12 protein-coding genes and 1 pseudogene are annotated in these 12,672 nt (G+C 69.5%); 3 read left to right on the forward strand and 10 right to left on the reverse strand.

The genetic code is table 11. From position 1 onward, the window contains the following. Positions 1-294 precede the first annotated feature (294 nt). A pseudogene (locus tag MZTS_RS25255) lies at positions 295-537 on the reverse strand (DMT family transporter); the annotation flags it as partial. 18 nt (positions 538-555) lie between these two features. Beyond that, positions 556-735, reverse strand: coding sequence for a hypothetical protein (locus MZTS_RS25260; RefSeq protein WP_246482136.1), 180 nt, complete (start codon positions 733-735; stop codon positions 556-558). Between the two features lie 93 nt (positions 736-828). On the opposite strand from MZTS_RS25260, the gene MZTS_RS16000 reads away from it, so the two are divergent. Continuing rightward, positions 829-2,325 (forward strand): peptidoglycan-binding protein, encoded by a 1,497-nt coding sequence (locus MZTS_RS16000; protein ID WP_210329325.1) that lies wholly within the window; start codon positions 829-831, stop codon positions 2,323-2,325. 12 nt (positions 2,326-2,337) lie between these two features. Here the strand turns inward: MZTS_RS16000 and MZTS_RS16005 are convergent, their stop codons facing one another. From MZTS_RS16005 to dctP, 7 genes are all read right to left on the reverse strand, one after another. Next, a complete protein-coding gene (locus tag MZTS_RS16005) occupies positions 2,338-2,490 on the reverse strand; it encodes a DUF3309 family protein (RefSeq protein WP_192284613.1) in 153 nt (50 codons plus the stop codon). 109 nt (positions 2,491-2,599) lie between these two features. Continuing rightward, entirely contained in the window at positions 2,600-3,646 is a 1,047-nt protein-coding gene (locus tag MZTS_RS16010; RefSeq protein ID WP_009864193.1) for a cysteine synthase A, read from the reverse strand. Positions 3,647-3,712: 66 nt separating this feature from the next. After that, entirely contained in the window at positions 3,713-3,946 is a 234-nt protein-coding gene (locus tag MZTS_RS16015; RefSeq protein WP_009864194.1) for a hypothetical protein, read from the reverse strand. Positions 3,947-4,451: 505 nt separating this feature from the next. Further along, positions 4,452-4,634: a hypothetical protein gene (locus tag MZTS_RS16020; RefSeq protein ID WP_192284614.1), complete on the reverse strand. Its 183-nt coding sequence runs from the start codon at positions 4,632-4,634 to the stop codon at positions 4,452-4,454. Between the two features lie 157 nt (positions 4,635-4,791). Then, a complete protein-coding gene (locus tag MZTS_RS16025; RefSeq protein ID WP_192284615.1) occupies positions 4,792-6,144 on the reverse strand; it encodes a TRAP transporter large permease in 1,353 nt (450 codons plus the stop codon). Next, a complete protein-coding gene (locus MZTS_RS16030) occupies positions 6,141-6,851 on the reverse strand; it encodes a TRAP transporter small permease subunit (RefSeq protein ID WP_192284616.1) in 711 nt (236 codons plus the stop codon). Before MZTS_RS16030 ends, MZTS_RS16025 begins: the two co-directional genes overlap by 4 nt. Beyond that, positions 6,848-7,870 (reverse strand): TRAP transporter substrate-binding protein DctP, encoded by a 1,023-nt coding sequence (gene dctP, locus MZTS_RS16035; protein WP_192284617.1) that lies wholly within the window; start codon positions 7,868-7,870, stop codon positions 6,848-6,850. The genes MZTS_RS16030 and dctP overlap by 4 nt, the downstream gene beginning before the upstream one ends. 194 nt (positions 7,871-8,064) lie before the next feature. Here dctP and MZTS_RS16040 point away from each other — a divergent pair, with 194 nt between their 5' ends. Continuing rightward, complete coding sequence (locus tag MZTS_RS16040) at positions 8,065-8,736, forward strand: GntR family transcriptional regulator (RefSeq protein ID WP_192284618.1); 672 nt, start codon at positions 8,065-8,067, stop codon at positions 8,734-8,736. A gap of 120 nt (positions 8,737-8,856) precedes the next feature. Further along, entirely contained in the window at positions 8,857-10,326 is a 1,470-nt protein-coding gene (locus tag MZTS_RS16045) for a carbohydrate porin (RefSeq protein ID WP_378739821.1), read from the forward strand. Between the two features lie 128 nt (positions 10,327-10,454). Here MZTS_RS16045 and MZTS_RS16050 read toward each other — a convergent pair whose 3' ends face one another. Further along, positions 10,455-12,593, reverse strand: coding sequence for a TonB-dependent receptor family protein (locus tag MZTS_RS16050; RefSeq protein WP_192284619.1), 2,139 nt, complete (start codon positions 12,591-12,593; stop codon positions 10,455-10,457). Between the last annotated feature and the right edge of the window lie 79 nt (positions 12,594-12,672).

Here is a 12,672-nt window from a genome sequence, read left to right on the forward strand (position 1 = left end):
GTGGCGGATCGCGGCGGCGCGGCGGGGCGGGGGGCTTGCGCCGATGCGGGGATCGCGAAGAGCGTGGCAGTCAGCATCCCCGCACAGAGGCGCCCGAGACGGTTGCTCTGGGACATCGCGCGTTTCCCCTCGTCCGGCGCGCGTCTCGACGTCTTCGCGCGCGGCCGGCAAGCTACCACTTGTCGCGGCGGCCGCAACGCTTGGCTGGGGGCTTTCGCCCGCCCGTCAGGACGCGCAGATCAGAACGACGACGAAGAGGAGAAGCGCTCCGCCGAGTCGGGGCGCACCGAACGCTTAGACCGGCAGGCCGAGGCCGCCGAAATGGTCGCGCGAGCGACATCGGCATCTGGCCGACGACGAGAAGAGCGATGACGGCGACCCTGAGGTGCGGATCAGCAGGATCGCCCCGACGATGTCGAGGGTGCCGAACAGGCCGCCGATCCAGTCATACCACGGCGCCCGGGCCGCTGCGTCGAGAGAGGAGAACGGTTCGCGCGGGGCCAGGGCGAGGAGGCCGATGGTCATCCCGCCGACGGTGAAGTTGACGAAGCCGCCTCAGAGGCCGGAGCCGAGGGGCACCTTCAGGTTGCCGTTGACCGCCTGCCGGACCACGAAGGCGATCCCGGCGAACCCCGCCGCGCCGTACAATCCGAACTGAGCCAGCAACGCCGTTCGCTCCTGAATGTCGTCCACATCCTCGTGCTGACAGCTGTGGCGCGGAGCCGGAGCGTCCATGGATCCGCTCGTCACGGCTTGTGAGGGGCGCAGGCCCGCTGGCATCATCGGCGGCGCGCTGGGTGCTTCGCCCACCGAATCGGACTGGCGGCCATGACGAGACGGATCACGACGCTTCGCACCGGCATGCCGGCCCTGCTCACGGCCTGCTTCGCCACGGGGCTCTCCACCGGGGTGCTCGCCCAGATGCCGGCTCCGCAGGCGCCGCCCGCCCGGCCGAAGCCAGTCACCCCGGCCCAGCCCGCGCCCGATCCGGCCTTGGAGGCGGCGCGCGCGGCCTTCGAGGCTCTGCCCGAGGCGGAGCGGCGGAATGTGCAGGACGCCCTGGTCTGGGCCGGCGATTATAACGGCGTGACCACCGGAGCCTTCGGGCGGCGCAGCTTCGAGGGCATTCAGGCCTACCAGACGCGCAAGGGCGTGGCCCCCACCGGCCTGCTCACGCCGCCGGAGCGCACGGCGCTGATGCGGGAGGCCGAGGAAGCGCGCCGGGCGGCGCGCTTCCGGGTTCAGGCGGATGCGGTCAGTGGGACGGTGATCGGAGTGCCCGAGGCGCTGCTGCAGAAGCGCACAACGATCCCCGGCGGCACCCGCTGGCAGAGCGCGGATGGGCGTGTGACCCTCGACACCAAATCCTTTCCGCCGCAGGAGACCAGCCTCGACACCCTGTTCGAGCGGGCCGTCGCGGCCAATCCCGGCCGCAAGGTCACCTACAAGCTGAAGAAGCCGGAATTTTTCGTCGTCACCGCCGAGACGGCGACCGGACGGTCCTACCTGCGCTACGCCGTCGATCCGGCGGGGGCGGTCCGAGGCTTCGCCATCGGCTACGACAAGGCGCTGGCGGGGACGGTGGAACGCTTCGTCATCGCCATCGCCAACAGCTTCGTGCCGTTTCCCGACGAGGCTCCCAAGGAGGCTCCCAAGGAGGCACCCAAGGAGGCTGCCGTCGCGGCGCCGAAACCCGGCCCCGGTCTGGCCGGCTCCCCGGCCCTGCCACCGCTGTCGGGGCCGCCGGCCGTGGCGCGTGCCGCCGCGACCGGTCTCAAGCTCGGGAATGGACGGGTGCTGACGGTGGCCTCCGCCCTGGAGGCCTGCGCCGCCCCGCGCGTCGGCGGTGCGCCGGCCAAGGTCGAGCGACGCGATGCGGCCGGGAGCCTCGTGCTGCTGAGAGCGGAAGGGCTTCCGTCGGGGGGATCGGTCCCGTCCCTGCGCGCGGAGGCCCCGGCTCCTGGCGACAGGTTGCTCGTGCTCGGCGCACAGGCGCGAGGGGCGGCGAGTGTCGCCCCCGGTACTGCCGGCGAAGGAGGCGTGTTCGCGCCGCTTCAGCCCGGCGCGGGTGGCGCGGCCGTGCTCGACCGGTCGGGCCGCCTCGCGGGGCTGATCAGCCGTTTCCCCGCCGCACCCCGTTTGGTCGCGGGCGTGATGCCGCCGACGAGCTACGCCATCGTGCCGGCCAAGGCCGTGGCCGCCTTCCTGGCGGAGAGCGGCGTTCCGGCCCCGGCCGCGGCGACGGAACCTGCCGTCGCGGCCACGCTCGGCGAAGCGTCGGCGCCCCATCTCGGCGCGATCGTGCCCATCACCTGCGAGCGGTGAGGGGCACGCGGATCAGATCCGGTGCGTCACCAGCAGGACAATGAGGACGATGAGCAGGATGCCGCCGAGCCCGAAGCCCGGCCCGCGGAAGCGCCCGCCACCGTAGAAGTTGCCACCGCCGAACAGCAGCAGGATCAGCAGGATGAGCAGAATGGTGGTGAGCATCGACGGGCCGTCTCCGAACCGCTCAAACACCGTTGCTTGAGCGCCGACAGCAACGCTTCACATCGCATATTCGTTCAGTCGGCTCGGTTTTCACCGGCCGACCCGCTCATCAGGCCCGCCAATCGGGCAGGGCCTCGCCGGATTGCCCGAGCCAGCCCGGCACCGGCAGGCCGCGCTCCGTCAGGAAGGCGGGGTTGAACAGCTTCGAGGCGTAGCGCGCGGCCCCGTCGCAGAGGATCGTCACGATGGTGTGGCCGGGCCCGAGTTCCCGGGCGAGGCGGATCGCGCCGGCCACGTTGATGCCCGACGAGCCGCCGAGCGACAGCCCCTCCTCGCGCATCAGGCGGAAGATGATGCCGAGCGCCTCCGCATCCGGGATCCGGAAGGAGAGATCGGGCTTGAAGCCTTCGAGGTTCTTCGTGATGCGGCCCTGGCCGATCCCCTCGGTGATCGAGGAGCCTTCGGCCTTGAGCGTGCCGGTGGTGTAGTAGGCGTGAAGCGCCGACCCTTCCGGATCGGACAGGGCGATCGTCACCCCCGGCTTTTGCGCCCGCAGGGCCTCGGCCACGCCCGCGAGCGTGCCGCCGGTGCCGGCGGCGCAGACGAAGCCGTCGACCGTGCCGCCGGTCTGCGCCACGATCTCGGGACCGGTCGTCTCGATATGGGCGGCGCGGTTGGCGGTGTTGTCGAACTGGTCGGCGAAGAAGGCGCCGGCCTCCTCCGTCTGCGCCAGCCGCTCGGCGAGGCGGCGGGCGGCATGGACGTAGTTGTTCGGGTTGGCGAAGGGGACCGCGGGCACCTCGACGAGGCGGGCGCCGGCCAGACGCAGCGTCTCCTTCTTCTCCGCCGACTGGGTCTCGGGGATGACGATGACCGTGCGGTAGCCGCGCACGGCGGCGACCAGCGCCAGACCGATGCCGGTATTGCCGGCCGTGCCCTCGACGATGGTGCCGCCCGGCCGGATCAGCCCGCGCGCCTCCGCATCCCGCACGATCGACAGGGCGGCCCGGTCCTTCACCGACAAGCCGGGATTGAGGAACTCGGCCTTGCCGAGGATCGTGCAGCCGGTCTCTTCGGAGGCGCGGCGCAGCCGGATCAGGGGCGTGCCGCCGACCGCGGCGAGCACGTCGGGCGAGACGGCGGGATGTGCGGACATGCGGTGGAGCGGCCTTCCTGAGCGCCCGCGAGGGCGGTGTGTCAGGCTGGCTTAATCAACGGGTTTTCAGGAATCCAGATAGCCCGCCTCGCGCAGGGCCTCGGCGATGGCGATAAAGAAGGGATCGTCCGCCTCCGCCTCATCCGGCGACAGGTTCTTCTCCGGTCCGAGCAGGAGCAGGTCCTGCGCGGCGAAGCTCCCGAAGGCAGGGGCGTCCGTTGCACTCCGCACTGGGACAGCGGCTGCACCGAGCCCGAGCAGGCTGGCGGCGGTCAGCAGGGAATCGCTCAGCGAGATCATGGCCGGGTCCTGTCTCGAAACGGGACGTCGCGAGCCGTTATGCGTTAATGAAATCTTGACGATATTGCGGCGAGGCAGCCCGGCTGCCCCGGATTCGCACGGCTTCGGCCACGAAGACTGAGTCCGGGAATTGAAAGAATTCAGCCTCGGTTCAAGTGCGGCGGCCGAGACAGGCGCTTGTGGCCATTCTGCATCGGCTTCGGCTTTCCGGGTCCCGCCCGCGCCGCAACCGGCCGGGATGAATACAATCGTCAAGTTTCCCGGCTAGACGCTCCGAGCCCGGCGACGTCCTCACCGGTCCCTCCGCTTTTCCCGATCCCCTTCAGCCGTGAAGCGCATCCATGACGGTCGTCGTCCTCATCGCCTGCAACCTGTTGCTGGCCGGTCTGTTTTCCCTCGTCGCCGTCGCGCTGGACTGAGCGTCCCGACCGCATCCACGTCCTCGCACCAACCATACCGCCCCGGCCGCTCCGAAGCGGCTGGGACCATCGCCGGGTGCGGCAGGCTATTTCTGTGACTTGGTCAGGCGGGTGATCAGCGCCTCCAGGCGTTCGCCGACCGGTTCGGTCAGGCATCCGGCATAGTGGCTGCGCAGGCTCTTGCCGAGGTGGCGACGCACGCCGGAGCTGAGCGGCGGCACGGCGGCCTCGTCCGCCGCGAGTTTCGTCTCAGTGACAGTCTTCGTCACGGATCGTCTCCCGTCCGGCGCCGGAAGCGGCTGTAGGGTCGTGATTGTGCGCGCCAGACAGTTAAGACGGGTTTTATCCCTTGAGGCGACGAACGATTAACCCTCCGCGCAGGGCGCGGAGGGTTCTGGTTTTCAACGAACCCGGAAGTTTGGGCCGTCAGCGCGTCGATGGCAGGAGCAGGTCGGGCAGCCAGAGGGCGATGCCCGGCACGAGGCAGAGCGCGACGATCGCCACCGCCATCAGGATCACGAAGGGCAGGGTGCCCCAGATGATGTCCTTGAGCGGGATGTCGGGGGCGATGTTCTTGATGACGAAGATGTTCAGGCCCACCGGCGGGTGGATCAGGCCCATCTCCATGGTGATCGTCATCACCACACCGAACCAGACGAGGTCGAACCCGGCCGCCTTGAGCGGCGGCAGGATGATCGGCGCCGTCATCAGGATGATCGAGACCGGCGGCAGGAAGAAGCCCAGCGCGATCACCAGCGCCAGGATGGTGGCGAGCAGGAGCCAGGGTGAGAGCTGCATCGCGACGATGGCCTGGGCCGCCGCCTGGCTGATGTGGAGGTAGCTCATCACGTAGGCGTAGAGGAGCGACATGCCGATGATCAGCATCAGCATGGTCGATTCCCTGAGCGTCGCGGTCAGGATCGGATCGAGATCGCGGAAGCGCCAGACACCGTAGATCACCGCGATCAAGGCGAGTGCCAGCAGGCCGCCGAGGCCCGCCGTCTCGGAGGGCGTGGCATAGCCGCCGTAGAGCGCGACCATGACGCCGGTGAGCAGCACCACGAAGGGCAGCACCCGCGGCAGCGTCGAGAAGCGCTCGCGCATGCTGTAGGCTTCCTCCTTGAGGATCGGGTGCTGCGTGCCGTCCCGCTCATAGGCGCGCTTGGCCGCCGCGAATTCCGAGCGGAAGCGGAACACCGACCAGCCGGCGAACAGGGCGACCAGCAGGAAGCCCGGGCCGATGCCGGCGAGGAACAGGCGCCCGAGCGACTGCTCGGCGGCCACCGCGTAGAGGATCATGGTGATCGAGGGCGGCAGCAGGATGCCGAGCGTGCCGCCGGCGGCGATGATCCCGGCGGCGAAGCCCGGCGAGTAGCCGCGCTTCCGCATCTCCGGGATGCCGGCCGAGCCGATGGCCGAGCAGGTGGCCGGGGAGGAGCCGGCCATCGCCGCGAACAGGGCGCAGGCGAAGACGTTGGCGATGCCGAGACCGCCGGGGATGCGGTGCATCCAGGCATGCATCGCCGAGTAGAGATCCTGACCCGCCCGGCTCCGGCCGATCGCCGCGCCCTTCAGGATGAAGAGCGGGATCGAGAGCAGGGTGATCGAGGCCATCTCCTCGTAGACGTTCTGCGCCACCGTATCGAGCGAGGCGGCGGGCATGAACGCGTACATGAAGGCCAGGGCCACGAAGCCGAGGGCGAAGGCGATGGGGATGCCCGACAGCATCGCCCCCAGGGTCGCCCCGGCATAGAGGAAGCCGATCGCGGCGGTGCTCATGCGCGCAGTCCCTTCTGTCCCGTCTGGCCCGTGGCGGTGGTGCGGCCCATCGGATCCGGGCCCTCGGGCGTCAGGTCGGGGCGGTCGCGCATGTCGCGGTTGAGATCGGCGCCCACGCCGATCTTCGGCTTGGCCCAGCCGGCGGCGCGGGGGCCGTAGAGCAGGGCTTCCGCGATCTGGAGGACGAGCTGGAGGCCGAGCAGGCTCATGCCCGCCGCCATCAGCAGATAGGGGATCCAGAGCGGCGGCCCCCAGGTCGATTGCGAGATCTGGCCGTCGACCCAGGCCTCGTGGAACAGGCTCCAGCTCTTCCAGGCGAAGAAGACCACGAAGGCGAGGCTGACCGCATCGACGAGGAGCAGGCGCAGCCGGTTGACGCCGGCCGGCAGGAGCCCGGTCAGCGCCTCGATGGCGACGTGGCCGCGCTTGGCCTGCACGCCCGCCGCCGACAGGAAGGTCGCGCCGACGATCAGGAACACGGCGGTCTCGTCCTGCCACTCGGTCGGCTCGTGCAGGACGTAGCGGATCACCACCGAGTAGCTCAGTACGAGGCAGGCGGTGACGAGGGCGATGCCGCCGCAGACCAGGATGAGGTGGTTGAGGCTGCGGGTCGCCCGGTCGATGAGGCCGAGCGGGCCGGGGATCCGGGGCTCTTCGGCCTTGGGCGTCTCGGAGGCGGCCGAGGCCGCGTCGAAGGCGTGGCTCACGCGACCTTCTCCGCCAGCTTGAGCAGTTCGGCGCAGCTCGCGTTCTTGTTCGAGAAATCCTTCCAGGCGGTGTCGCGGGCGATGTCGCGCCATTTGCCCAGCGTCGGCTCGTCCATGTGGACCACCTTGGCCCCGGCCTTGCCGAAGACCTGCTCGACCTTGAGGTCGTCCGCCTTCGCCCCCTCCTGGCCGAAGCCTTCGAGCTCCGCGCCGACCGCCATGATCAGATCTTGGCTGTCCTTCGGCAGGCCGGAGAAGACGATCTTCGACATCATGATCGGCTCCAGCATGAACCAGTAGGAGCGCTCGCGCCCCGAGGTCAGGGCCTTGGAGATCTCCTCCAGGCGGAACGAGATCAGGCTGGTGGAGGAGGTCAGCACCGCATCGCAGGCGCCGGTCTGCATGGCGGCGTAGGATTCGTTCGAGGGCAGGGACAGGGTGGCCGCGCCCGCCTGCTTCATCATCAGGTCCATCTCGCGCGATCCGCCGCGCACCTTCATGCCCTTGGCGTCGTCGGGGGTCAGCAGCGGGCGCTCGCGGCTCGCGACCCCGCCCGCCTGCCAGACCCAGGAGACCAGCACGATGCCCTTGGCGTCGAGGATCTCGGTCAGCTTGCGGCCGACCGGCGCGTCCTTCCAGGCGACGGCCTGCGCGTAGGAGGGGACGAGGGCCGGCATCAGGCCGATATTCAGCTCCGGCACCTCGCCGCCGGCATAGGGCGAGGGATAGAGCGAGAGGTCGAGTGCGCCTTTGCGCATGGCGCTGAACTGGGCGTTGGTCTTCATCAGCGACGAGCCGGGATAGACCTGCACCTCCAGCGCGCCCTTCGAGCGCTCCTGCAGGGCGGCGGCGAATTTCCGGCACATCCGGTCGCGGAAATCGCCTTCGTCGACGGTGCCGCCGGGGAATTGATGCGACAGCTTCAGGGTCGTCGCGGCCCGGGCCGGGCCGGCGCCGAGTTTCAGCAGGGCAGGCGCGGCAAGCCCGGCCGCGAGCAGGTGGCGGCGGTTCAGCGTCATGGCATTTCCCCTCCGAGTTTTTTTCGTCGCCACCACGCCCTCGGATCCGCCTGGCGCGACGTTTCTCTAATTTTTTGTGTGCCGCACAATATTCTTGCAGCGCACCATAATATACAAGATCGCGCTATCTTGCATATTTTGTCAACGGCCTGGAATATGGCTGAGCCTGAAAACGTTGGACGCTCTGCCGATCCATGAAAACTGCAACGAGCCAGACCCAGCGCCTCAGGCAGACGATCGAGGATGAGATCGTCGATGGGCGCCTCGCCGTCGGAGCGCGGCTCGACGAGACGCAGCTCGCCGAGCGGTTCGGGGTTTCGCGCACGCCGATCCGCGAGGCGCTGCTGCAACTCGCCGCCACCGGGCTGGTCGAGACCAAGCCGCGCCGGGGCATGGTGGTGAGCGCCCCGGAGCCGGGGCATCTGCTCGAGATGTTCGAGACCATGGCGGAGCTGGAGGCTGCCTGCGGTCGGCTCGCGGCGCGGCGTCTCACGCCGGAATTAGAGGCCGAGCTGAAGGCGGCCCTCGCCGCCTGCGTCCAGGCCGCCGCGACCGGCGATCCGGAGGCCTATTACGGCGAGAACTACGTCTTCCACACGGTGATCTACCGCGCCTGCCGCAACGATTTTCTCTGCGGGCAGGCGCTCGCGCTGCACCGCCGCCTCTCGCCCTACCGGCGGCTGCAGCTGCGCGCGCGTCATCGGGTGGGGCAATCGCTCGCCGAGCATGAGGCGGTGGTCGCCGCGATCCTGGCGGGGGACGGCCTCGCGGCGGCCGACCAACTCCGCCGCCACGTGCTGATTCAGGGGGATGGGTTCTCGGAGCTGGTGGCCAACTTGCGGGCGCTGGATACCAGCGCGGCTTGAGAGGCCTGTCGCCGCCGGACAACGCAACAGCGGGACATGCGCCGTGAGGCCGCCGTCCCCTGGCAGGGCCCGTTCGGAGGCCGTAAGCTCACGCCGCATCGCTCGCCGCAGGGAGTCTCCTTGTCTCGCCCCGTCTCAGGCGCTCTGTCCGCCGTCCTCGTCGCGACGGCGCTCGCCTGCCCGCCGGCGGCCGCCGAGCCGACCGGGCGGCCGGTCTTCGAGGGGGCGGGCGGCGACCCGCGCGTTTCGGTGGCCCAGCCGGAATCGACCAGCCAGGCCTCCGGCGGCTATGTCCGCTCGATCGAGCCCTCGCTCGGCTCCTTCGGTGATCCGCTCGGGCTGCGGCCCCTGCTGAAGCGGCAGGGCATCGAGTACAGCCTCACCTACATCACCGATCTCCTCGGCAACCCGGTCGGCGGCATCCGCCAGGGCGCGATCGTCGAGGACCGCCTGAATCTGCGGCTCAATCTCGACCTGCAACGGCTGGCCGGCTGGGACGGTGCGACCGTCCACGCCAACGCCTACTTCATCCACGGCACCGGCCTGTCGCGCTACTATGTCGGCAACCTCCTCACCACGAGCGTGATCGAGGCGCTGCCCTCCTCCCGCCTCTACGTGCTCTGGTTCGACCAGCAGCTCTTCGACGGCACGCTCGGGCTGCGGATCGGCCAGCAGGCGGCCGATACCGAGTTCTTCGTCAGCCAGACCGCGACCCTGTTCGTGAACGCGACCTTCGGCTGGCCGGCGATCACCGGGCTCGACCTCCCGAGCGGCGGCCCGGCCTACCCGCTCGCGGCACCCGCCATCCGCGCCAAATACGTGCCCGGCAACGGGTTCTCGCTCCAGGCCGGGCTCTATGACGGCGATCCGGCCGGCGCCAACCGCCCCGGCGACGACCCGGAGGCACAGCGCCTCGACCGCACCGGCACCAATTTCCGCACCCGTGACCCGGCCCTCGTCGTGGCCGAGGCGACCTACGCTTTCAACACCGAGCAGGGGGCGAAGGCGCTGCCCGGCGACATCACCCTGGGCGGCTGGCAGCATTTCGGGCGCTTCGAATCCCTGCGCCTCGACAATACCGGCCTGTCGCTCGCCGATCCGAACTCCACCGGCATCGGCCGCCGCCTGCGCGGCAATGCCGGGATCTACGCGATCTACGATCAGACGCTCTACCGGGAATCCGGCAAGGACGACGAGGGCCTCGGCTTCTTCGTGCGGGCGGCGTGGTCGCCGACCCGCTCCAGCCTCGTCTCCGCCTATCTCGATACCGGCCTCGCCTATAAGGGGCTGTTCGACGGCCGCGACGACGACACCGTCGGCATCAGCCTGGCGCATGCCCGCCTCTCCGACGATGCGCGCCGGGCCGATATCGACACCATCGTCGTGACCGGCATGCCGATGCCGCGTCGGCGGGCGGAGACGGTGATCGAGGCGACCTATCAGGCGGTGGTGGTGCCGGGCTTCACCGTGCAGCCCGATGTGCAGCTGATCCTGCATCCCGGCGGCGGCATCGCCAACCCGCGCGATCCCGAGGGCCGCCGCGTGCGCAATGCCGGCGTTCTGGGGCTGCGCGCGACGGTCCAGTATTGAGAAACGCCTTCGCGGCCTGAAGGATCTCGTCCGGCGCGCGGCCGATCTCCGTTCTCTCCCTACCGCCGCGAGGCCAAGGCTGCGCACGAGGCGAAGCCTTGGCCGACGAAGAGGGCGGTCCGTCGCCGTCAGAACGAGGCCCGCACGCCCCCGAACACGCTGCGCCCGTTGCCCGGATAGAAGGCCAGCGGCCCGCCCGGGACGGTCGCGGCATTGGTCACCACCGCGATGTCGGAGATGTAGCGCGCATCCGTCAGGTTGCGGGCATCCACGAACAGCGAGACGCCGTTGGCGAAGTCGAGGCTCGCCTGGACGTTGAACAGCGCGTAGCCCGGTGCCTTCAGGGTGTTGGCGTGGTCGGCGAAGGCGCCCTCCGGCACCCAATCGACCGACGGGGCGAGGGTGAACCCACTCGGATGGGCATAGCCCAGCACCGTGCGCAGGACGTCGACCGGCACGCCGGCGATGCGGTTGTTGCCGAAGACCGGGTCCCCGACGAAGCGGAAGTCGTTGTGGGTCCAGATCTGCGTCAGGCTGAGCCGGTCGCCGAGGCCGGTGAGATCCTGGGCGAGGTCGAGGGTCACGGCGGCCTCGACGCCCTGGTGGCGGGTGCGCGGGGCGTTGAAGGTCGCCGCCGGGATGTTCAGCCCCGGATTGATCGTAAAATTGATCAGCGCGTCGCGGATCTCCGCCCGGTAGAGCGTCACGTCCCAGGCCAGCCGGTCGATGCGGCCGCGGGTGCCCGCCTCGTAGGTCCAGGCGCGTTGGGCTTCGAGGGGCACGAAGGTGGTGCCCAGCATGTTCGTCTGGGCGAGGTCGGAGAAGTCGGGCACGTCGCGCGAGCGGGTGATGTCGCCGAACACCTGGATGTCCGGCAGCGGCTGCCAGAGCAGGCCGAGCTTCGGATTGATGCCGTCGTAGGTGACATTGCCGAAGCGTGCCGTGGGGCTCGCCGGCAGCCCGCCCTTGTTGCTGTAGGTGCGGTTCGAGGAGAACAGCTTGGCGCCGGTCATCAGCGCCACGTCCGGCAGGAACCAGAACCGGTTCTCGGCATAGGCCTCGTAATTCGAGGCGCTCTGGAGCGCGTTGAGCGTCTGCGCCCCGCGCAGTCCCGAGACATTCGCGAATTGCAGCGCTTGATTGACGCCCGCGAAGGCCCGCAGGCCCAAGATCAGATCGTTGCGGTAGCCGGCGATGTCGAAGCTGCCGGCCCAGTGCGGGCTGATGCCGTAGGTCCAGCCGTCCTGGTCGATCACCTGGAAGATCGGGTGGTAGAGGTTCTTGTGAATCGCCCAGGAATCGATGTCGAGCCGGCCGACATCGAGCTCGAATGAGGTGCGGTTGGCGATGCGCTCCGTGGTGACCTTGCGCGACTGGTTACCGCTGATCGCCGTCGGGTTGGCGATGCGGGGATTGTTGAGCGCGTCGAACAGCGACAGCGTGCCGGGCAGCTTCTGGTCGGTGTCGTAGAAGCCGACGAAGAAGCGTGTTTCGACGCCCGGTGCCAGCCTGTAGCCGAGATTGGCGTTGAAGTTGCGCGTGCGCTGGGTCTCGTGATCGCGATACCCGTCGGAATTGGTCAGCGTGCCCGAGATCAGGAAATCGGCCGGGCCGGCGATGCGCGAGAACTGGAAATGCTCGCGGATCGTGTTGAAGCTGCCGCCGTCGATCCGCAGGATGTTCGGCGCGAAGGCGGTGTAGGCGGTCGGCGTCACGAAGTTCACCGCGCCGCCGAGCGTCGTCGCGCCGAAGGTGAGGGCATTGCCGCCCTTGTAGACCTCGACGGAGCGCAGGCTCAGCGGATCGATCTGGTAGAAGTCACCGCTGCCGTCGGCGAGGTTGAGCGGAATGCCGTCCTGCAAGAGTTCGATGCCGCGGACGTGGAAGCCGCGGGCGATGCCGGAGCCGCGGACCGAGAGCCGCATCTCCTGGCCGTAGCGCTCCTGCACGAACACGCCGGGCACGTCCTTCAGCACGTCGCGTACGGTGTTGGCGTAGCGGTTCCGGAAGGAGGCGGCATCGACGAAGGCGACGGAGCCGACGGTCGCGTTCACCGCCGCCCGCTGGGCGGCCACGCTCGGCACGGTGAGGGAGCCGGCCCGCTCCGCCGGGTTCGGTGCGCCGCCGCTGCCGGCGACGCTGATCTCGGACAGGGTGGTCGCGCCCTCGGGCGCCTGGGCGAGGGCCGGCGTGAGGAGGCCTGAGCTGGAGGCGAGCAGGAGCGATGACAGGGCGGCGCGCGGCACGGCCCGGTGAAGGGAAGGCATGACGAGGAAGGTCCGTTGTCTGAAGGATCGGGAAGGGGCGATCGATCAGACGACGGGCGGGGCGCGGGCACTCGGGCGG

The organism is Methylorubrum zatmanii (genome assembly GCF_014845115.1).
Classification (GTDB): domain Bacteria; phylum Pseudomonadota; class Alphaproteobacteria; order Rhizobiales; family Beijerinckiaceae; genus Methylobacterium; species Methylobacterium zatmanii.

Bases quoted from the DNA above. Each gene is read 5' to 3' on its own strand.
- MZTS_RS16040 (WP_192284618.1), top strand. From the start codon at position 8,065: ATGAAAACTGCAACGAGCCAGACCCAGCGCCTCAGGCAGACGATCGAG.
- MZTS_RS16010 (WP_009864193.1), bottom strand. From the start codon at position 3,646: ATGTCCGCACATCCCGCCGTCTCGCCCGACGTGCTCGCCGCGGTCGGC.
- MZTS_RS16000 (WP_210329325.1), top strand. From the start codon at position 829: ATGACGAGACGGATCACGACGCTTCGCACCGGCATGCCGGCCCTGCTC.
- MZTS_RS16050 (WP_192284619.1), bottom strand. From the start codon at position 12,593: ATGCCTTCCCTTCACCGGGCCGTGCCGCGCGCCGCCCTGTCATCGCTC.
- MZTS_RS25260 (WP_246482136.1), bottom strand. From the start codon at position 735: ATGGACGCTCCGGCTCCGCGCCACAGCTGTCAGCACGAGGATGTGGAC.
- MZTS_RS16015 (WP_009864194.1), bottom strand. From the start codon at position 3,946: ATGATCTCGCTGAGCGATTCCCTGCTGACCGCCGCCAGCCTGCTCGGG.
- MZTS_RS16025 (WP_192284615.1), bottom strand. From the start codon at position 6,144: ATGAGCACCGCCGCGATCGGCTTCCTCTATGCCGGGGCGACCCTGGGG.
- dctP (WP_192284617.1), bottom strand. From the start codon at position 7,870: ATGACGCTGAACCGCCGCCACCTGCTCGCGGCCGGGCTTGCCGCGCCT.
- MZTS_RS16005 (WP_192284613.1), bottom strand. From the start codon at position 2,490: ATGCTCACCACCATTCTGCTCATCCTGCTGATCCTGCTGCTGTTCGGC.